This is a genomic window from Asticcacaulis sp. (assembly GCA_024707255.1).
Lineage (GTDB): Bacteria > Pseudomonadota > Alphaproteobacteria > Caulobacterales > Caulobacteraceae > Asticcacaulis.
Map to the genome: position 1 here is coordinate 681772 of JANQAC010000001.1, position 20237 is coordinate 702008.

Sequence of the window (20237 nt, forward strand, 5' to 3'; positions counted from 1 at the left end):
GTACTCACTTTTGCAGGAGGTATCTTCTCAAGCTTATTTTTTAAGCGGTTTTCTTATGGGTCTGTTCGCTGTTGCGCGCCTTCAGCAGACCGCGGTCGGCCAGGTTTTGCATCAGGTCGGCAATGCCGAAATTCCAGTGGCGCGCGTCCTTCGAGGTGGTCACGCGATTTTCCAGGCAGCCGAGCTTCGGCGATGACACCTTCACGACATCGCCCACCTTGTGCGTGAACCCGCGGCCCGGCGTATCACGGTCCTGGGTCGGCGCGAACAGGGTGCCGAGCATCAGGACGAAGCCGTCCGGGTAGTGATGCTCGCTCATCGCCTGGCCGATCAGGTCAAGCGGATCACGGCTGATCTCGCTCATGGTCGAGCGGCCGACCAGTTCATAGCCTTCCGGACCATCGATCTTGAGGTCAAGCACGGCGGAGCGCACGTCATCGATGGTGAAGCTGTCGTCGAACATGCGGATAAAGGGGCCAAGCGCGCAGGAGGCGTTGTTGTCCTTGGCCTTGCCCAGCAGCAGGGCCGAGCGGCCCTCGAAGCAACGCAGGTTGACGTCATTGCCGAGCGTGGCGCCGACGGCGCGGCCTTCCGGCGTGACAACCATGACCACTTCGGGCTCCGGATTGTTCCAGGTCGAATCCGAACGCACGCCGACCTCATCGCCCCAGCCAACCGATGACAGCACTGGCGACTTGGTGAAGACCTCGGCGTCGGGGCCGATGGCGACTTCGAGATATTGCGACCATAGGCCATCGGCGATTAGGGCGGCTTTCAGGCGCGCCGAGGCTTCCGAGCCCGGCTTGACCGAACGGATATCACCACCGACGCGCTCAGCCAGGTCGTTGCGGATGGCCTGGGCCTTGTCGGCATCGCCACGGGCGCGCTCTTCGATGACGCGCTCGACGGCCGAGACGGCGAAAGTGACGCCGGCAGCCTTGACGCATTGCAGGTCGATCGGGGACAGAAGCTGGTTGCCGGTACGGTGGGCGGCCGAGCCGTCCTTCGTCCAGGTCTTGGAAAATTCGAAATCCTCGAAACCGCCAAACGGCAGGCCGCCTTCGGGTACGCCGGATTCCGGCCAGATCTTGAGCAATTGTGAAACGGTGGGTGCGATGGCGCTCATGTCGAACACTTCGCCATTCTTGATCATGATCGGCGTCGGGCCATCGGCGGTCTCGATGCGGCCGACGAGGGTGGCTTCACGCCAATCCACAGGCAGAAAATCAGGCATTATCTCACTAAATCCTTCAATGCTTGGGCGGATGACCTCATCCGCATCTTCTCTACCCGTTTACAGCCGTCATTAAACCTTCGCAGGTCACAGCCTGTTTGTTAGCGCTACCAATCTGGCAGACAGCCTCTTATGTCAAGCAGAAATACACTATTTCCTGCCCATAAATATAATTTTATCTGCGCAAATCAACTGGAAGCGCTTCCGATATCGGCGGACGACTGACGCTCGATCAGCGAGAGAAGTCCCGGACCTCGCGCACGGCCTCGAATGGACGGCCCGAGCGGTGCCCCTTGATCTGGTCGAGCAGCAGGCGCACCGACAGACCGGCCATGTCGGAGATCGGCTGGCGTACGGTCGTCAGTTCCGGCCAGACGCTGGAGGCCATGGCCGTATCGTCGAAGCCCACCACGCTCAGCTTCTCCGGCACCTCCAGGCCCAGCCTGTGTGCGGAAGCCACGGCGCCGGCGGCCATATCGTCATTGGAGGCGAAGATGGCCGTGGGGCGCACCTTCTGGCTCAGCATCCGCTCGGCGGCATCGAAGCCGGAACGATAGGTGAAATAGCCCTGCGCCACATGGCCGGGATCGATCTTCAGGCCGGCCTTTTCCATGGCCGCGGCAAAGCCATCGTAACGGATCTGGCTGGCATAGGCATTCGGATGCCCCTTGATGAAGCCGATATCGCGGTGCCCCAGTTCGATCAGGCGGCGCGTCATGGCGGCCGCGGCCTTGAAATCATCGATGGTGACGCAGGAGACGTTCGGGTCGGGCCGGGCCATGGCGACGCCGACGAAGGGCATCTTCATGTCCTGCAATATCTTGGCAACACGGGTGGAATCGCTGAGCGGCGGCGACAGGATGACGCCGTCGCACCCGGCGGCCTTCATCTTTTCCAGGGCGGCGGTGGCGCCTTCGGGGCCTTCGCAGCTCTCAATAAGCAATTGCGCGCCGCTTTGCGAGCTTTCCGACAAAATGCCGAGCAGGAACTCGCTGAGGAAGGCGACGGAGGGATTGGAATAGAGCAGGCCAATGCGCGCCGAATCCTGCGTGGCCAGCGAACGGGCGGCCAGATTGGGCGAATAGTTCAGCGCCTCGACCGAGGCCATCACCTTGGCGCGGGTTTCCTCGCGCACATTTTTTTCGCCATTGATGACCCGTGACACCGTCATCGGGGAGACGCCAACATGGCGCGCCACATCATGAATGGTGACGATATTGCCCCCTCGCCGACCGACCTTGCGCGCCAAACCCAGTACCCCGTTCTATTCCGTTATTTGCAGATCTATAGGATGCAATCGCTTACTTGGCAAATAAATGAGCAAAACCGGTCACCGAGGCAACCGAATTCATCAAATTTCACGAATGAAAATATTTTGGCAAACGAAAAATTCGTGCAGAAAATACTTGAAAACCGGGCTATAATTTGACGCTATGAACCTGGCCGCCGGTAAGAGCGCGCCGCAATCATAATATAGTGAGGGGAGCCCGCCATGAGGCCCGATATCCGCCGAATCATAACCCTGGCCGCAACCACGGGCCTGCTGATCACCCTGCCTTTCGCGGCTCAGGCGCAAACCGCGCCGCAGTTCGCCCGCATCTTCGGCGACCATGCCGTGATACAGCGCGATCAGGCGGTCAATATCTGGGGCACCGCCGCGCCCAATGCCGCGCTTACCGTCAGTGTCAACGGCCAGACCGCCACCACCACGGCCGGCACTGATGGCAAGTGGAAGACCGTCCTGCCGGCGCTCACCGCCGGCGGCCCCTATACGCTGACGGTTTCCGACGGCCAGGCCACTACGACCCTGAACGACATCCTGATCGGCGACGTCTATCTCTGTTCCGGGCAATCCAATATGGAATTCCCGGCGCGTCTCTCGACCGGTGCCTGGGGCGAGATCGGCGCCTCGGCCAATCCGAATTTGCGCTTCGTCAATATCGAGAAGGACAGCGCCGCCAGCCCGCGCGATGACCTGAAAACCGCGCCCGCCTGGAAAGTAACCGGGCCGGACACCACAGGCGAGGCTTCGGCCGTCTGCTACTATATGAGCAAGGCCCTGCAAAAGGAACACAAGGTGCCGGTGGGCTTTATCGGCACGGACTGGGGCGGCACCACGATCCAGAGCTGGATCAGCCCCGCCGCCCTGCGCACCCTTCCCGCCTATACCGCTGGCGTCGATGCCGTAGCGCAGTATGGCGAAAACCCCGAAAAGGCGCAGGCCGCCCACGCCAAGGCACAGGAAGCCTGGTGGGACGCGCATGACAAATCCGCCAAGGCCCAGCGCGCCTGGATTTCGCCGGCCTTCAACGATTCTTCGTGGTCGCGCCTGAAGGCCACCGGCGGCTGGAAGGACAGCGATGCCGCCGATCTCAAAGGCTTCGATGGCGTGGTCTGGCTGCGCAGCCGCGTGACGCTGACCGCCGATCAGGCCGCCAAGGCCAATGAACTGACGCTCGGCCCCATCGATACCTTCGACACCACCTGGGTCAATGGCCAGTGGGTCGGCAGCGGCGGCATCAACTGGGTATGGCGCGATTACAAGGTGGGCGCAGGCGTCTTCAAGGCGGGCGAAAACGTCATCGTCCTGCGCGTATTGGGCAGTAACGGCCTGACCGGCACGCCCGACATGCGCTTCGTCAAGACCTGCGACGGCCAGGCCATTCCGCTCTCCGCTGACTGGACCTACAAGACCGGCATGGCGGCGAAAGGCCAAAATGCTAACTTGCGCATTCCCGCTGCCCCCTGGGATGTACCGACCAGCCTCAACACCCTCTATAACGGCATGATCGCCCCGCTGGCCCCCTATACGGTCAGGGCCGCGGCCTGGTATCAGGGCGAATCCAATGCCGATGCCGCCGCTGAGTATCGCACCTTGCTGCCGATGCTGATGGCCGACTGGCGCAAGAGCTTTGCCGCGCCCGACCTGCCCATGCTGATCGTGCAGTTGTCCAGCTATGGCTCGGTCTCTACGACGCCCGGCGTGTCGCACTGGGCCGAACTGCGCGAGGCCCAGCGCCTGAGTGTGGATGGCGATCCGCACGCCGCCCTGATCGTCAGCCATGATTTCGGCGACCGCAGCGATATTCACCCGACGCAGAAGAATATCATCGGCCTGCGCGCCGCCCGCGCGGTTGATCATCTCGTCTTCGGAAAGGCGGTTGCCCCGACCGGGCCGGAGGCGACCTCGGTGACGCGCGCCGGCGCGGACCTGGCGGTCAATTTCCGTTATGCCGACAGCGGCCTGAAAACCTATAGCTCCGATACCGCCATTGGTTTCGAGACCTGCGACGCCAAGGACGCCTGCCGTTATGTCACCGCCGTGACCGATGGCAGCCGCGTCGTGCTGAAAGGCGCCAATACGCCCGAAACAATCAAGGTACGCTACGCCTGGTCGGACGCGCCCTTCACCAATCTCTACAGCGGCGATGACCAGCCTGCCGTACCGTTCGAACTGAAAGTCAGCCAATGAAGATGAACCGCCGCCAATTACTGGCCACGTCCGCAGGTGCCGCCTTTATCGCCCCCACCGCCGCTGAGGCTGCCCCGAAAGCCCCCTTCAAGGGCTCGTGGGAGTCGCTGGCTGAAAACTACCAGACGCCGGAATGGTTCCGTGACGCCAAGCTCGGCATCTGGGCGCACTGGGGGCCGCAATGCGTGCCGGAATATGGTGACTGGTACGGCCGCCAGATGTACCAGCAGGGCAATCCCTATTACGACCATCACGTCAAGACCTATGGCCATCCGGCGCAGTTCGGTTTCATGGAGTTCATCGGCCAGTGGAAAGTCGATCAGTGGGATCCGGATCGCCTGATCGGGCTCTATAAGGCGGCCGGCGCGAAGTATTTCGTCTCGCTGGCCAATCACCACGACAATTTCGACATGTTCGATTCCAAATACCAGGACTGGAACGCCACGAAGCTGGGCCCCAAGCGCGATGTCGTCGGCACCTGGGCCAAGGCGGCGCGGGCGCAAGGCTTGCGCTTCGGCGTCTCCAACCACGGCGCCCATGCCTGGCACTGGTGGGCGACCGCCTTTGGCTATGATGCCGAGGGGCCGGCGCGCGGCCTGCGTTATGACGCTTATCGCGTGAAGAAGGAAGACGGCAAGGGCAAGTGGTGGGAGGGCTATGACCCGCATGAGCTCTATGTCGGGCCAGAAGGCGACATGGTGCCGCCCGATGGCATTACCACCATCAAGGCCATGCAGGATTACCACGACAGCCATTCCGGCCAGTGGCTGGAAACCGTGCCGCCGGGCGATCCGTACTTTGTGAAGAAATGGGCGCTGCGCCAGCAGGATCTGGTCGACAAGTACCAGCCGGACCTCGTCTATTTCGACAACACCACGCTGCCGCTCGAACAGACCGGCCTCGACGCCACGGCCTATTATTACAATGCCAGCTATACGTGGCACGGCAAGCTGGATGTTGTGGCCACCGGCAAGCGGCTGAACGACCTGCAGCGCAAGGCCATCACTGAGGATGTCGAGCGCGGCTATTCCGATCGCCTGCGCGAGATTCCGTGGCAGACCTGCACCTGTATCGGCAACTGGCACTATGACCGTCCGCTCTATGAGCGCAATGGCTACAAGACGGCGAAGGAGGTTATCCAGCGCCTGGCCGATGTGGTTTCCAAAAACGGCAATATGCTGCTGAGCATCCCGGTGCGCGGCAATGGTTCGATCGACGAGAAGGAAGAGGCGATCCTGGCCGACATGGCCGCGTGGATGGCGGTCAATGGCGAGGCCATTTTCGCTACCCGTCCGTGGGATATCTTTGGCGAAGGCCCGTTTGCGCCGCCGGCGGCCGGCGACATGGATGAGTGGAAGGCCAAGCCGTTCAGCCATGAGGATATCCGCTTCACCACGAAATCAGGTGTTTTGTATGCCCTGGTGCAGGACTGGCCGGAAAATGGGTACGTTCAAATCTATTCCATGGCCGAGGGATCGCCACAGCGCAAAGGCACGATCGAAAAGGTCGAACTGCTGGGCCATGCCGAACCCTTGAAGTTTGAACTGGGCATGGATGGACTGAGCGTGAAACTGCCGGACGCGAAACCGACCTTTACACCGGTGCTGAAGATTACGGGTTCGGGGCTGGTGTAAATTTTCTCCTCCCTACGAAGTGGGGGAGGTGGCGCGTAGCGCCGGGGGGCGCCCCTCCGTCATCTCGCTACGCTCGCTGACACCTCCCCATTTAAGAAATGGGGAGGAGAAGAAATAAGAACCCCGCGACCGGTGATCGCGGGGTTTTGTTTTGGAATGCGCGAAACTTACTGCGCCGTATAGACCGGCTTGCCACCGGCCCGGACCGCCGACCATTGCTGGCGGACCATGGTCTTCACCGTATCCGGCATCGGCACATAGTCGAGCGAACCGGCATCAGCATCGCCCGACTTGTAGGCCCAGTCGAAGAACTTCAGCACGGCGGCGCCCTTGGCGGCGTCGGTCTGGGTCTTGTGAACCAGGATGAAGGTGGCGCCGGCCAGCGGCCAGGCGTCGGCGCCCGGCTGGTCGAGCAGCAGCATGTAATTGCCCGGCGCATGGGCCCAGTCAGCGCTGGCGGCGGCGGCCGAGAAGGAAGCGGCGGCCGGTTGCGGGAAGTTGCCCGCCTTGTTCTTCACCAGCGCAAAGGTGCCGCCGTTCTTCTTGGCATAGGCATATTCGACATAGCCGATCGAGCCCACCGTCTGCTTGACGAAGGCGGCGACGCCATCATTGCCCTTCCCGCCCATGCCGGTCGGCCATTCGACGGCATCCGAACCGCCGACCTTGGACGCCCATTCCGGCGATTGCGAAGACAGGTAGGTGGTGAACAGGAAGGAGGTGCCGGAACCATCTGAACGGTGGACCACGGTGACCGGCAGGGCCGGCAGGGTAACACCGGGGTTCAGAGCCGCAATCGCCTTGTCGTTCCAGGTGGTGACCTTGCCGAGGAAGATATCGGCCAGCAGCGGGCCGCTCAGCTTCAGCTTACCCGCTTCGATGCCCGGCAGGTTCACCAGAGGCACGATGCCGCCCATCACAGTCGGGAACTGGTAGAGACCGTTCTTGTCGAGTTCCTCGGCCTTCAGCGGTTTGTCGCTGGCGCCGAAATCGACCGTGCCGGCCTCGATCTGCTTGATACCGCCGCCAGAACCGATGGCCTGATAGTTCATGGTCGTGCCGGCCTCGGTCTTGTATTTGGCGGCCCAGGCGGCATAGACCGGCGCGGGGAAGGTGGCGCCGGCACCGGAGATACCGCCGGCAGGTGCGGCCGAGCCAGCATCGCCGGCGGGCTTGGACGGGCTGCAGGCGACCAGCGCCAGGGCGGCGAGAGTTAATGCGAGAACCGGCTTGAACATTGGCTTTCTCCAGATAATTCCAAACGATGCCACTAGGGACCGTAATTGTGACACCTGCGCCAATACAGTATAAAAGCGGCGTTCGCAATTTGGCTTGAACATATAAGAAAACGATAAAGGGAGGTCGCCATGTCCTGTAAGATCATCGCTGCCGGCCTGATGGCGCTGGCCCTGATACAATGCTCGCCAAAGCCGGCCGAAACGCCGCCGCCGGTGGCCACGAAACCGGTCGATTTCGCCTATGATATCGCCCTGCACATCAAGCCAGGAACGACGGCACAGGTCGGGCGCCTCACCATCTCAGCTAAATATTACGGCCTGCCGGTGCCGGAGACCATGCACCTGGCCGATGCTGGCGGGGCCATCGAATTCAATACCGATACGGTTGAGGTCGAGGCGAAGGACCAGACCGTCCATATGACCGGCGACGGTATGCCCAAGGATCGCGTTAAGGACATCAATACCGGTTCGCCACTGGTGCAGATCACGGTGAAGGACAAGGCGGGCCGGATCGGATGCAGCGTCTTCCAGGACTATGTAAAGACGGCACAGCAGAAACCCGTCGATATCTGGTGCGGGTTAAAATAGCCAGTGCGGTCGATATCGGATTAAGCCCCACTCTCCCCATGTGGGAGAGAGGGAGTTAGGGGACAGCGCCCTAGTTCAGCCGTACCGGCCACTGGCGGATGATGATGTGGCTGGCCTCGGCCGCCGCCTGCACATCCGATCGTTTTTTCAGCGCCAGCAGGGCGGCGATGAAGGCATCGTCACGGTTGCTGACCGAAATCGGCGGCAGCTCGTCCTGCATGAAGGCGATCATGGTGTCGCGTGTCGCCGGATCGGTCATGACGGCGATCAGAATCTTCGCCGCACTGTCGCTGTCGCCGGCGCAGAGGAAAGGCTTGACCTGCATCAGGTTTTGTCCGGACAGCGTGGCCATGCTCGCAGCGAAGCCAGCCTTGTCACCACTATAGGCCCGCGCGCAGGCTTCGGTCATGGCCAGCGTGGCTTGCTGCGCGGCATCCGGCGCGGTGATACGGTCCTTGAGCGCCAGGGCCGCGGCATCCTGCCCGCGATCGACGAGGAAATTCATATAGGACAACAGAAGATCGGCCGATTTTTCCGGCCCCAGGGCCTTGGCGCCGGCTTCATAGGCCGTGCCGGCTTCGAGGAAACGTCCGGTGCGGGCATAAAGCTCGGCCCGCGTGGTCAGGAGGCCCGGATAAGAGTCCGGCGACGAGAACTTGTCCAGGCCGTACTTATCAACCAGGTCGAGTATGCCGCCAAGCTGGGTCAGGGCCAGGGCATTCTGATCATTGGTGATTTCCAGGTGCATCAGATAGGCCAGTGCCGACAGATTGGCCGGATTCGCGGTAATGACCGCCTTTACCTCTTCGATCTCGCGGTTGAGCATCGGCCGGACCGGTTCGGCGGGCACGGCGGCCTGACTGATATCGCCGTCGCCCTGGCTGACGATATAGAAGGGCGCATCGGCTTTCAGGTCGGCGCGATAGAGGTCCGCATGGACCGTATCGCCCGCCTTGACCGACGCGCGCAGACCTTCGAGACGCAAAAGCCCCATCAGCGGCCGGCCGGAAATGTCATGGATCTGCCAGTGCCCCTCTTCAAGGCGGTTCAGCACGGCCTGGGCGACATCCGGATGGGTTTCTCGGTTGGCGATCAGCACGCCGATAACGCTCATATCGGTCAGGTCCGGCGCCTGGGCCGGGAACTGCGTCAGGGCGGCGCCAAGCGTCGTGGTCGCGTCATCGCCCTTGCCGCTGATCAGTTGCAAGAAGATGTGCAGGTCATAGGCATTGATATCATAGGCACGGGTGACGTTTTCGGCGGAAAGCGCCAGGGCGGCGGGTATGCCCTGGGTCTGGGCCGTGCAGGCGATCAACTGAAAGCGGAACTGTGCCGCCAGTTTCGGATCGTTCTGTTCGAGATAGGGATCATGCCAGAGCTGGTTGAGCGGCGCCATGGCAGCGGCGCAATCGCCGGATTGCGTGGCGGCGGTGGCCTGCATGATGGCAACGGCCGTGCCGCTGCTGCTGGCGGGTGGCGCGGCCAGGGCAGGGAAAGCCCCAAGCGCCAGCGACAGCGACAGCGACAGCGCCGCTAGTCCGGCCATGATGTTTGACAATACGCGCATAAGCCCCCCAGCCCGGTCGCCAATGACCGTTAACCACAGATTAACGGTAATCCGGGGCGTCACAAGCGGAATCTGCCGGAAGACGATATCAGGCGGTGACCAGCTTGAAGCCGACGAGCGTAAGCACCGCCGCCAGCAGGCCGCGCAGCACCTTTTCCGGCACCTTTGATGCGAACATAGAGCCGATGATGATGCCGGGGATCGAGCCGGTCAGGAGCGAGGCCAGCAGGCTCAAATCAACATTACCGATGTAGAAATAGCCGAGACCGGCCAGGAAGGTCAGCGGCACGGCGTGGGCGATGTCGGAGCCGACGATCTTCACCGTGGGCAATTGCGGGTAGAGCAGGATCAGGGCCGTGACGCCCAGCGCACCGGCGCCCACCGAGGACAGCGACACCAGGAAGCCCAGGACCAGCCCGGTCAGGACCGTCAGGAAGGCGCGGCGGCCGGTATGCAGCGGCTTGTGTTCCTCGATCGCCTTATCCTGGCGCTTCTTCGCCAGTTTGTGGATAAGACCGCGCAGCAGCAGCATGGCGGCCGTGACGAACAGGGCGTAGCCGAGCACATGGGTGATCATGTAGGAAACGGCATCCGACTTGCCGAAATGGTGGACGGCATAAAGCGTGGCGGCCGTGGCCGGGATGGAACCCAGGGCGAGCAGGCCGACAATCATCCAGTTGATGGTGTTCTTGAAACCGTGAATGACCGTGCCGACGCCCTTGGTTATCGAGGCATAGAGCAGGTCGGTGCCGACGGCGGTGGCCGGATGGATATGGAACAGCAGTACCAGAAGCGGCGTCATCAGCGAACCGCCGCCCACGCCGGTCAGGCCGACGAGAATCCCCACCAGCAGCCCGGAAAGCGAATAGAGCGGATTGATATGGATGCCCGAAACCAGATTGGTCAGATACGCGGGCAGGTCGAACTGGGTCATGAATCGAGGGCTGTCCCGTGCAGGCTGAGCTTTTCGTGAGCCGGCACCATAAAGCCCCCGCCGCCGGAGACAAATCAAATAAATTGGCGCTACCCGTTAGAGAGGCTTACGGGTATGGAGGATATCATGCCCGTTAATCGTCTGACCACGCCCCTGCCAGCCCCGCTTCTCGACGCCCTGCACCGGCTGAACGAAGATCACGCCACGGAATTGTCTTCCCTGTCCCGGCAAGGGCTGGAGCACCTGATCGGCGCCGCCTTTTTCGCCGCCACGGTCGATGAGGGTGACGGACTTGTGATCGCCTGCGACCAGAACACACCCTATGACAGCCCGAACTTCCTGTGGTTCAAGGCACGATATCCCCGTTTCGTCTATGTCGATCGCGTGGCGGTCAGCGCCAGCCGGCGTGGCGAGGGCCTGGCGCGGCAACTCTACGAAGACGTCTTCGCCGCCGCCCGCGCCGCCGGTCATGACTGTATTGTCTGTGAGGTTAATTATGACCCGCCCAATCCGGCCTCGGACGCCTTTCATGAAAAGCTGGGCTTTACCGAGGTCGGGCGCACGGTACTGGCCAATGGCAAGGGGGTAAGGTATCTGCGACTGGTGCTTTGAAGGCGGAGCGTATAATGACCTCATTCCAGAAATGTCATGTGAGATTGATAGCCCGCCTTGTATGCAAGCGCGCTACTTTCGTCCGAGGCATCCAGCATTCCACACATCAATTGCATGTTTGCCAGTAACTCATATGCTTCCGGCAATCTTGAAATAACCACACCATGTCTATTTTTAAATCTAATCCGGGCTACGGAATAAAGAAAAGCCGCGTCGGATTTCAGGGCCGAACAATCTCGTTTGTAATTAACCTGAAACAGCACGTACTTCGCTACCACATCGCTTTTTTCGGCCCACGCTTTTAAAGCCTCACTTCCGTATGCCCGATAGATGCAGAGCACAGGCAGTGGAAATTTAATTGTGTTGTTGGTTCTGTTGTATCTTTGCTCATAGAAGCGATCCTGATCGAGCCGATCAGGCGAATATGTTTGCCTGTTAATGTCAAAATTTTCCTGCCGACAAGCGGCATCAACACTATAGTCGCTCAGCAGCATTTTTGATTTCGGCTCAGGCACGGCAGCCTGGCTACCGCCCGCCCCGGCCAATACAGATATCAGAGCCAAGACGGCGTATGCCGCTTTTACCACCGACATATTTCCCCCCACTTTCACACTTCACCTTCTGTCCTGGAATGTGTATCCGACCCGGCAGATAAGGCAAGCTTTGTGGAAGTCCTTATCCTGCCTACCCCCCTGCCCCAGCTCGATCTTGCGGCGCAGCTCTTCCGGCCGGAAAGGCTTGGGGATGTAGTCATCCATGCCCACGGCCAGGCAGCGCTCGCGGTCACCGGCCAGGGCGTGGGCCGTCATGCCGATGACGCGGACACGCGGCCGGCCTTCGCTCTCTTCCCATTCACGGATGCGGCGGGTGGCGTCCAGACCGTTCATGCCGTGCATCTGCACATCCATCAGCACGGCCACATAGGCGCGCTTCTTGACAGCTTCGAAGGCTTCCTGACCGTTATTGGCGACATCGACATAGTAGCCAAAATCTTCCAGGAAGGTGGTGGCGACCAGGATATTGGGCTCGTAATCTTCCACCAGCAGGACATGCGGCCGGACATGGGCCTCGACCGTATTATCGACAATGGCGTGGATTGAATATTCCGTCCGGTTCACCTGGTCACTGGTGGCGATCTTCAGCGGAATGCAGACCTCGAACACCGAGCCCTCGCCGACTTCGCTCCTGACCGAAATACTGCCACCCATGATTTCGGTCAGGGTCTTGGTGATGGCCAGGCCCAGGCCCGTGCCGCCATATTTGCGGTTGATGCTGGTATCGGCCTGAACGAACTTCTGGAAGATGGTTTCCATCTTTTCCGGCGCGATGCCAATGCCGGTGTCGGTGACGGAAATGCAAACCATTTCGCTGTCAGGTATATCCGACGCATGGCAGGTGATGCCGACATGGACGCCGCCTTTTTCGGTGAACTTGATGGCGTTGCTGCACAGGTTGACGATGATCTGCCGCAGGCGCGTCGGGTCGCCGATGAACATGCGCTCCTCGACGCATTCGCCATCACCGGTGAATGTCAGGCCCTTGTCGCGCACCGATACGGCCATCATGCTGGCCACTTCCTGCGTCAGGCGCGTCAGGCTGAAGGGGATGTGTTCCAGCTCGACCGTGCGCGCCTCGATCTTGGCAATATCGAGCAGGTCGTTGATCAGGGCCAGCAGGCTGTCGGCGCTGTTGGACAGGGTCCGGATATATTCCGTCTGGCGGGGCGTCAGGGGCTGGCTTTTCGACAGGATGGTGGACAGGCCGATGATGGCGTTCATCGGCGTGCGGATTTCGTGGCTCATATTGGCCAGGAATTCCGTCTTGGCGATATTGGCGGCTTCGGCGGCGTTGCGCGCTTCGAGCAGGGCTTCCTGGGCCTGTTGCTGGGCCGTCATGTCGCGCGCGATCTTGATAAAGCCCCTGACGCGGCCTTCATCATCATACATCGCCGCCATGGTGCCGGAGGCATAAAAGCGATCGCCGCTCTGACGCAGATGCCAGCGCTCATCCGAGGCGCGGGTATTGGTGGCGGCCATGGCCAGTTCGGTGCGCGGCGCACCGTGCGCCCGGTCCTCCGGCGTGAAGATGACCTCGATATGGCTACCCATCACGTCCTGCGGCTTGTAGCCGAAGATCTTCTGCGCCCCGGAATTCCACAGCATGATGCGGCCGGCCTCATCCAGCGAGATAATGGCGTAATCCTGCACGCTTTCCAACATCAGGTTGAGGTATGCCTGGCTTTCCTTCAGGCGCAGATCGGCCGTCTTGCGGGCGGTGATATCCTGCACCATGCCGACCATGTGCGATGGCCGGCCATCGCCATCGCGGATGAATTCGGCGCGGCGGTATATCCAGCGCACCTCGCCATCGGGCCGGCGGATGCGGTATTCGGTTTCAGAAGGCGTTGTGCCTTCGGCGCGGTCATTCTCTGTCGACTGCGCCCCGGCGTCTTCCGGCAGGACCAGATCGGCGACCGCCCTCAGCGATACCACCGGGGCGGGGTCGAGACCGAAAATGGTGCAGAATTCCTCGGAAACGGTCAGCTCGTCGGCGCCGGCCGGTACGGCGAAAACACCAATGCCCCCGACCTTCTGCGCCATGCGTAACTGATGATGACTTTCATCAAGCGCCAGTTCGGCGCGCCGGCGCTCATCTATATCGATGACAATGCCCGATTGGTTGATCGCCTGCCCCTTGTCATCCAGCACTGCCTTGCCGGTGGCATTTACCCAGCGCCAGCCGTCACCCTTGCGGACGCGATAATCGATGATGCAGGGCTCACCCGACGCCATCGTCTTTTCGACGGCGGCGACCACATCGGCCAGGTCGTCCGGGTGGACGGCCCGCCCTATGGCTTCAAAAGGCACGCCCTCAGCCATTGCGGCCGGATCTATGCCGAAGGTGTGGGCGAAGCCTTCATCGCCGGTCACCTTTTGCCGTGGCAGGTCCCAGAACCAGGTGCCGAGCACGGCACCCGAAGCCGGGGCCAGCCTGAGGCGGTCGGACGTGGAATCGGCCACTTTTTGCATGGCTGCCAGGCTTTCGGCCTGCGCTACGCGCTCGCTGATATCGACAAAGGTGCAGATCACCCCGGTGATGTCCCCGTCCCTTTTCAGCGGCTGGACACGGTATTCGACCGGGAATGACGTGCCATCCTGGCGGAAGAAGGCGTCATTGGGCACATGACAGGCTTCGCCGCTTAAGGAGGCGCGATAGAGCGGGCAATCGTCCAGGGGATAGAGGCTGCCATCGGCATGATGGTGGTGGATGCGGTCATGCAGCACGGTGCCGATGACGGTATCGGTCTCGGAAAAGCCGAACATGCGCAGGAAGGCGGCGTTGCACATGGTGACGCGCCCCTGCCGGTCCAGGGTGCAGACGCCTTCGACGGTCGAATCGAGCACGAGACGGAAAAAATCAGCCTGTTCGCCTGGCGAAAGTTTGCTGAGCGGCATATGCCCCTGAACCCCACTGAGAACTCCGCAGGCGCCCCCCTGCGTTGGGATAAATCATGACAATTTGCCATAAAGGATCAATGTGGAAACGCTGGTTGCGTCCTGAAACGAACGGGGTTCGGGGCCGCAGGCCCCAACCCTGTCTGTTGTGGGTATGCTATTGTGAAGATCGCCGCCGGGAGACTGTCCAAACCCCGATCCCTTAGAGATCGTTTCTGGGCTCAGTCCCCGGCAGCTTCACACCAAACCTGAACAGTTGCCAGGGGCGGTCGCCACCGACCCCGTATTGACAAGGACAGGCCCCATGACCTTGCACCAATTTCCCATTGGCGTCGATGTTTCCAAAGCGACACTCGACATCTTCGACAGTCAAACTTCGCGTTACTTTCAGATCGATAACCACACTGATGCCATCACAGCCTGGCTGGATGGCCTCGACACCCAACGTCTTGTCGTGTTCGAAGCTACAAGCCGTGTTGACCAGACCCTGCACACAGAACTGGAGCGGCGTCAGGGTGCCTTTGTCCGCGTAAACCCCAGAGACGCCAGAGACTTTGCTAAAGCCTCAGGCCGACGCACCAAGACAGACCGCGTTGATGCAGCCATGCTGGCCCATATGGCGCAGGCCCTAAAGCCGGCACCGTCACAACCTCGCTCGACCGAACGGGTTAGGCTCAGCCTGTATCTCAGCAGGCGCCGGCAGATGGTCGAAATGCGCAAGCAGGAACGTACCCGTAGACATCAGTTCTGCAATGATCCCTGGATATGCCAAAGCCTCGACCACATGCTCAGCATCCTTGATCAGCAAATCCGCAGCATTGAAGCCGTAATCCGCGAACTGATCGAGGCCAACTCTGACTTCCGCAAAGCCTCTGTCTGCCTGCAAAGTGCGCCAGGCATCGGACCGGTTACCGCAGCAACCCTGATCGCGGATTTGCCTGAGCTCGGACACAGAAACCGAAAACAGATCGCAAGCCTGACCGGACTGGCCCCTCATCCAAGGGATAGCGGAACATTCAGGGGAAAAAGAACCATCTGGGGCGGAAGGCGCCACATCCGCCACCTCCTCTTCGCCGCTGCCGTAACCGCAAGCCGATCAAAAGCCGACGTAAAAGACCGCTATCAGGCCCTCACAAGCAGAGGAAAACAAAAGAAGTGCCCCCTCATTGCCATTGCGAGGTGGATGATCACAGCACTCAACGCTATGATCGCTAAAAACTCAAACTGGCACACAAAAGAAATGGCGCAGATCACCTGATCCGCGCCACACTCAAACACAGTTGCCCATTAGCTATCCAGGAACGACCGCAGCTTGCGCGACCGCGACGGGTGCTTCAGCTTGCGCAGCGCCTTGGCCTCGATCTGGCGGATACGTTCGCGGGTGACCGAGAACTGCTGGCCAACTTCTTCCAGCGTGTGGTCGGTGTTCATGCCGATGCCGAAACGCATGCGCAGAACACGTTCTTCACGCGGCGTGAGCGAGGCCAGAACCCGCGTGGTAGTTTCACGCAGGTTGGACTGGATGGCCGCGTCGATCGGCAGGACGGCGTTCTTGTCCTCGATGAAGTCGCCGAGGTGGCTGTCTTCTTCGTCACCGATCGGCGTTTCCAGCGAAATCGGTTCCTTGGCAATTTTCAATACCTTACGCACCTTTTCCAGCGGCATGGCCAGCTTTTCAGCCAGTTCTTCCGGCGTCGGTTCGCGGCCGATTTCATGCAGCATCTGGCGCGATGTCCGGACAATCTTGTTGATCGTCTCGATCATGTGGACCGGGATGCGGATGGTGCGGGCCTGGTCGGCGATGCTTCGCGTGATCGCCTGCCTGATCCACCAGGTGGCATAGGTCGAGAACTTGTAACCACGGCGGTATTCGAACTTGTCGACCGCCTTCATCAGGCCGATATTGCCTTCCTGAATGAGGTCGAGGAACTGCAGGCCGCGGTTGGTGTACTTCTTGGCAATCGAGATGACGAGACGCAGATTCGCCTCGACCATTTCGGTCTTGGCCTGCCGGGCTTCGCGCTCGCCCTTCTGCACCGTGCCGACGATGCGGCGGAAATCATCGACCGCCACGCCCATATCGGTGGCCAGTTGCGTGACCTCGCCGCGAATGCGGTTGATCGCCGGGCCGTCATTATCGATGAACTTCTGCCAGCGGATGCCCATGTCGCGCACTTTGTCGCCCCAGGCGGGATCGAGTTCACGCGTATAGTAGGCGGTCAGGAATTCCGTGCGCGAAATGCCGTAAGAGTCAGCCAGGCGCAGCAGGCGGCCTTCCAGCCCCATCAGCTTCTTGTTGATGGTATAGAGCTGCTCGACCAGGGCTTCGATGCGCTGGTTGTTGAGCTTCAACGTCTTGAGGTGGCGGGTAATTGTCGCCGTTACCTCATCATAGGCCGCGCGGTCCGCCGGATCGAGGGGCAGGCCCTCCAGCTTGGCGGTCAGCATCTTTTCCTGGGTATGACGATAGGTCTCGAACTCGCCGGCAATGGCGTCAAGCGTCGCCATCACGCCTTCGCGCAGTTCCGATTCCATGGCCGAAACCGACGGGCCGGCGCCATCGTCGAAATCGTCCTCTTCCTCTTCCTCAGGCTCGGGCTTCTTTTTCTTCCTCGTCCATCGGGACATAATCGTCGTCATCGTCGTCGTCATCGCCCTTGGCTTTCTTAGGTTCAACAGCCTTGGCTTCGACGACCGCCTTCACTTCCGGCTTGGGCGGCACGGGATCGGGGATCTTGATGACCGGCGGCACGAAGCGCTGCGGACGCGGTCCAGGCTGGATCACTTCCTCGATCTCCTCGCCGTCTTCGCCGAGCGCGCCCGGCGGCGGACCTTCCTGCGGACCACCGCCATAGGTGCCCTCCAGGTCGATGATTTCACGCAGCAGGATGCGGCCAGACCCCAGTTCCTCGCGCCAGATCATGATGGCTTCAAAGGTCAGCGCCGATTCTGCACAGGCCGCGGATCATGGTGTCGCGGCCGGCCTCGATGCGCTTGGCGATGGCGATTTCGCCCTCGCGGCTCAGAAGCTCGACCGAGCCCATTTCGCGCAGGTACATGCGCACGGGATCGTCGGTGCGGTCATAGTTCGAGGTCTTGGTGGTTTCGACCACCGCGCCGGCTTCCTCACGGACGACGACCTCGCCGCCCTCGGCCGCTTCTTCCTCGGACTCGATGACGTTCACGCCCATTTCGGTGAGCATGGCCAGGGTGTCTTCGATCTGCTCGGAGGTGAATTCTTCCGACGGCAGCACCTTGTTCAGTTCGTCCATGGTGACGTAGCCGCGCGCCTTGGCCGCCTTGATGAATTTTTTGACCGCGGAATCGGTCAGGTCGAGCAAGGGACCGTCGGACGAAGCCTCATTTTCAGGTTTTTCTGTCGCCGTGCTCATTTTGTCACACTCATATGGGTCTCCGCAACGTGCCTGAAATTTCAGGAGCCGCTCATGTGTCTTATTGAAAACAGTCTGAACGAAAGCTTAACCACATGACTTCTCATGCTTTTTAGGTTGGGCTTTCGTCGCCGTCCTGCCAGATTTGTCCGCTTCTCAAGGACTTCCGCAGGGCATCGCGTTCGAGCTTGAGCCGTGAAAAAAATTCTGTCCCCACCTGTTCGCGGGCCGAATTCAGAGCACGATCCAAGGCCGTCAAACGCGAGACCGCGTTGAACGCCTGTAACCAGCGGGCATGGGCATCAGCTAAAGATATGTCCGGTGAGAGGAATGGCGCGCCGCTCTTTAGGGCCGCCTTCTGTATCTCGCTTAACAATGCACCAAGTCCTTGCTTTTGCAGATGGCGACTCAATGCGGACCTGTCAAGCCCTTCGTGCTGAAAACTGAGCGCGATAAGCGCCTTTGCCAGGGGCGCCAGCGCCTCATCACCAAATCCGTAGGCTTCCAGTCCCTCCACCTGATCGAGCATCCAGTCCGGGTTATCGACCAACCCTTGCGCCAGGCTGGCCGCCGTCGGATCAAGGGCCGCGGACAGATTGACGGCGGCGCGGCGCGTTTCCTCCATGGCCGGCGGGATGATGATTTCGCGTTTCTGGCCGGGCTTCCACGGCGCGCGCGGCACAAAGGCGCGCGCGCGGCTGGAAGTTACCGTTCTGGAAATTACCGGCGCTGCGCTGCGGGTGCAGCAAGGTGTCAAAGCGCTCCAGCAGGTCCTGGCGATAGGCCTCGGCCAGGTCCTTGTCCTCGATCTGTGCCGCCAGTGCGCGCAGGCGCTTCTTGAATCCGGCCTTGCGCTCCGGCGTATCAAGCGGTTCCAGTTCGGCCTCCCGATTGAACAGCACCTCGACGAAAGGCCGCGTCTCCTTCAGCGCCTCGCGCAGGGCCAGCGCGCCTTTTTCGCGCAGCATGTCGTCCGGATCCTGGCCGCCGGGCAGCAGACAGACCTTGAACGACCTCCCCGGTTTCAGCTTAGGCAGGGCGCGGTCGAGCGCGCGGAAAGCCGCCCTCTGCCCAGCCTTGTCACCATCAAAACACAGGGTCGGTTCCGGGTGGCGACGCCACAGGATATCGATCTGCTCCTCGGTCAGAGCGGTGCCCAAAGGCGCCACCGCCGCCACATGGGCGCGCTGGCAGGCGATGACATCCATATAGCCCTCGACCACCACCAACTCGGCGTGGCCTTCCGGCGCGCCCAGCAGTTTCAGCGCTTTGGGCAGGCCGAACAGCATCTGGCCCTTGTGGAACAGGGTCGTTTCCGGGCCGTTGAGATATTTCGCCTTGTCGTCCGGATTGAGCGCCCGGCCACCGAAGGAGACGACGATGCCGCGTTGATCCTCGATCGGGAACATCAGCCGGTCACGGAAACGGTCATAGGGGGCCGAGCCGCCCTCGACCTCGATCAGCAGGCCGCATTCGACCAGTTCGGAGACCTTGGCGCCGCGCTGGACGAGCGCATCCTTCAGCGCCGTGCGGTCCCGCGGGGCATAGCCCAGGCCAAAGGTGACGATATCTTCCTTAGAGAGGCCGCGCCGCTCCAGGTATTCGCGGGCATTCTGCGCGGCCGGCGTCTTGTCCTGCAAACGCGCGACGAACCATTTCTGCGCCAGGTCCATCCAGTCGGTCAAACCCCGGCGCTTCATCTCGGCGGCGCGGGCCTGGGGCGTATCGACCGGCAGGGCCATGCCGGCTTCGGCGGCCAGTTTCTCGACCGCCTCATTGAAGCTCAGGCGTTCGGTCTCCTGCAAAAACGAGATGATGTCGCCGTGCTTGCCGGAGGAGAAATCATGAAAGAAGCGCTTCTCGTCATTGACGTAGAAGGACGGCGTCTTTTCCTTGCTGAAGGGCGACAGGCCGACCCATTCGCGGCCATTCTTGCGCAGCTTGACGCTCTTGCCTATGACCTCCGAAGGTCGCAGGCGCGTCTTGAGTTCTTCCAGGAAATGATCATCGAACCGCACCGGCCTATATAGGCATTACGCCGCCAAAATGAAGAACAGATATTATCATCTTGGCAAACTTTTGCCGCCATTCTGCCTCCGACGCGGAGAATC

Annotated in this window: 14 protein-coding genes and 1 pseudogene; 5 read left to right on the forward strand and 10 right to left on the reverse strand. The window is 61.0% G+C overall.

Going from position 1 to position 20237, the window contains the following annotated elements:
* Positions 1–40: 40 nt before the first annotated feature.
* Both NVV72_03305 and NVV72_03310 read right to left on the reverse strand, forming a co-directional pair.
* Positions 41–1234 (reverse strand): fumarylacetoacetate hydrolase family protein, encoded by a 1194-nt coding sequence (locus tag NVV72_03305; protein ID MCR6658401.1) that lies wholly within the window; start codon positions 1232–1234, stop codon positions 41–43.
* Positions 1235–1466: 232 nt separating this feature from the next.
* Positions 1467–2483, reverse strand: coding sequence for a LacI family DNA-binding transcriptional regulator (locus NVV72_03310; GenBank protein MCR6658402.1), 1017 nt, complete (start codon positions 2481–2483; stop codon positions 1467–1469).
* 243 nt (positions 2484–2726) lie between these two features.
* Between NVV72_03310 and NVV72_03315 the strand changes: the two genes are divergently transcribed.
* Both NVV72_03315 and NVV72_03320 read left to right on the forward strand, forming a co-directional pair.
* Positions 2727–4706, forward strand: a complete 1980-nt coding sequence (locus NVV72_03315) for a sialate O-acetylesterase (GenBank protein MCR6658403.1) — start codon at positions 2727–2729, stop codon at positions 4704–4706.
* Positions 4703–6340: an alpha-L-fucosidase gene (locus tag NVV72_03320; GenBank protein MCR6658404.1), complete on the forward strand. Its 1638-nt coding sequence runs from the start codon at positions 4703–4705 to the stop codon at positions 6338–6340. Before NVV72_03315 ends, NVV72_03320 begins: the two co-directional genes overlap by 4 nt.
* 167 nt (positions 6341–6507) lie before the next feature.
* On the opposite strand, the gene pstS is transcribed toward NVV72_03320, so the two are convergent.
* Positions 6508–7578: a phosphate ABC transporter substrate-binding protein PstS gene (gene pstS, locus NVV72_03325; GenBank protein MCR6658405.1), complete on the reverse strand. Its 1071-nt coding sequence runs from the start codon at positions 7576–7578 to the stop codon at positions 6508–6510.
* A gap of 129 nt (positions 7579–7707) precedes the next feature.
* Between pstS and NVV72_03330 the strand changes: the two genes are divergently transcribed.
* A complete protein-coding gene (locus tag NVV72_03330; GenBank protein ID MCR6658406.1) occupies positions 7708–8166 on the forward strand; it encodes a hypothetical protein in 459 nt (152 codons plus the stop codon).
* Between the two features lie 70 nt (positions 8167–8236).
* On the opposite strand, the gene NVV72_03335 is transcribed toward NVV72_03330, so the two are convergent.
* Positions 8237–9733, reverse strand: a complete 1497-nt coding sequence (locus NVV72_03335) for a hypothetical protein (protein MCR6658407.1) — start codon at positions 9731–9733, stop codon at positions 8237–8239.
* A gap of 88 nt (positions 9734–9821) precedes the next feature.
* Positions 9822–10667 (reverse strand): sulfite exporter TauE/SafE family protein, encoded by an 846-nt coding sequence (locus NVV72_03340; GenBank protein ID MCR6658408.1) that lies wholly within the window; start codon positions 10665–10667, stop codon positions 9822–9824.
* 126 nt (positions 10668–10793) lie between these two features.
* Here NVV72_03340 and NVV72_03345 point away from each other — a divergent pair, with 126 nt between their 5' ends.
* Positions 10794–11279 (forward strand): GNAT family N-acetyltransferase, encoded by a 486-nt coding sequence (locus tag NVV72_03345; protein ID MCR6658409.1) that lies wholly within the window; start codon positions 10794–10796, stop codon positions 11277–11279.
* A 20-nt stretch (positions 11280–11299) separates the two neighbouring features.
* On the opposite strand, the gene NVV72_03350 is transcribed toward NVV72_03345, so the two are convergent.
* Positions 11300–11872, reverse strand: a complete 573-nt coding sequence (locus NVV72_03350) for a hypothetical protein (GenBank protein ID MCR6658410.1) — start codon at positions 11870–11872, stop codon at positions 11300–11302.
* Between the two features lie 21 nt (positions 11873–11893).
* Positions 11894–14734 carry a PAS domain S-box protein gene (locus tag NVV72_03355; GenBank protein MCR6658411.1) on the reverse strand — a complete coding sequence of 947 codons (2841 nt, stop codon included), beginning with the start codon at positions 14732–14734 and terminating at the stop codon, positions 11894–11896.
* Between the two features lie 304 nt (positions 14735–15038).
* Between NVV72_03355 and NVV72_03360 the strand changes: the two genes are divergently transcribed.
* Entirely contained in the window at positions 15039–15992 is a 954-nt protein-coding gene (locus NVV72_03360; GenBank protein MCR6658412.1) for a transposase, read from the forward strand.
* 29 nt (positions 15993–16021) lie between these two features.
* Here the strand turns inward: NVV72_03360 and rpoD are convergent.
* The 3 genes and pseudogenes from rpoD to dnaG form a co-directional block, all read right to left on the reverse strand.
* A pseudogene (rpoD, locus tag NVV72_03365) lies at positions 16022–18126 on the reverse strand (RNA polymerase sigma factor RpoD).
* A 112-nt stretch (positions 18127–18238) separates the two neighbouring features.
* Complete coding sequence (locus NVV72_03370; GenBank protein MCR6658413.1) at positions 18239–18751, reverse strand: hypothetical protein; 513 nt, start codon at positions 18749–18751, stop codon at positions 18239–18241.
* Positions 18705–20144, reverse strand: a complete 1440-nt coding sequence (gene dnaG / locus NVV72_03375; protein ID MCR6658414.1) for a DNA primase — start codon at positions 20142–20144, stop codon at positions 18705–18707. The genes NVV72_03370 and dnaG overlap by 47 nt, the downstream gene beginning before the upstream one ends.
* Positions 20145–20237: the final 93 nt, after the last annotated feature.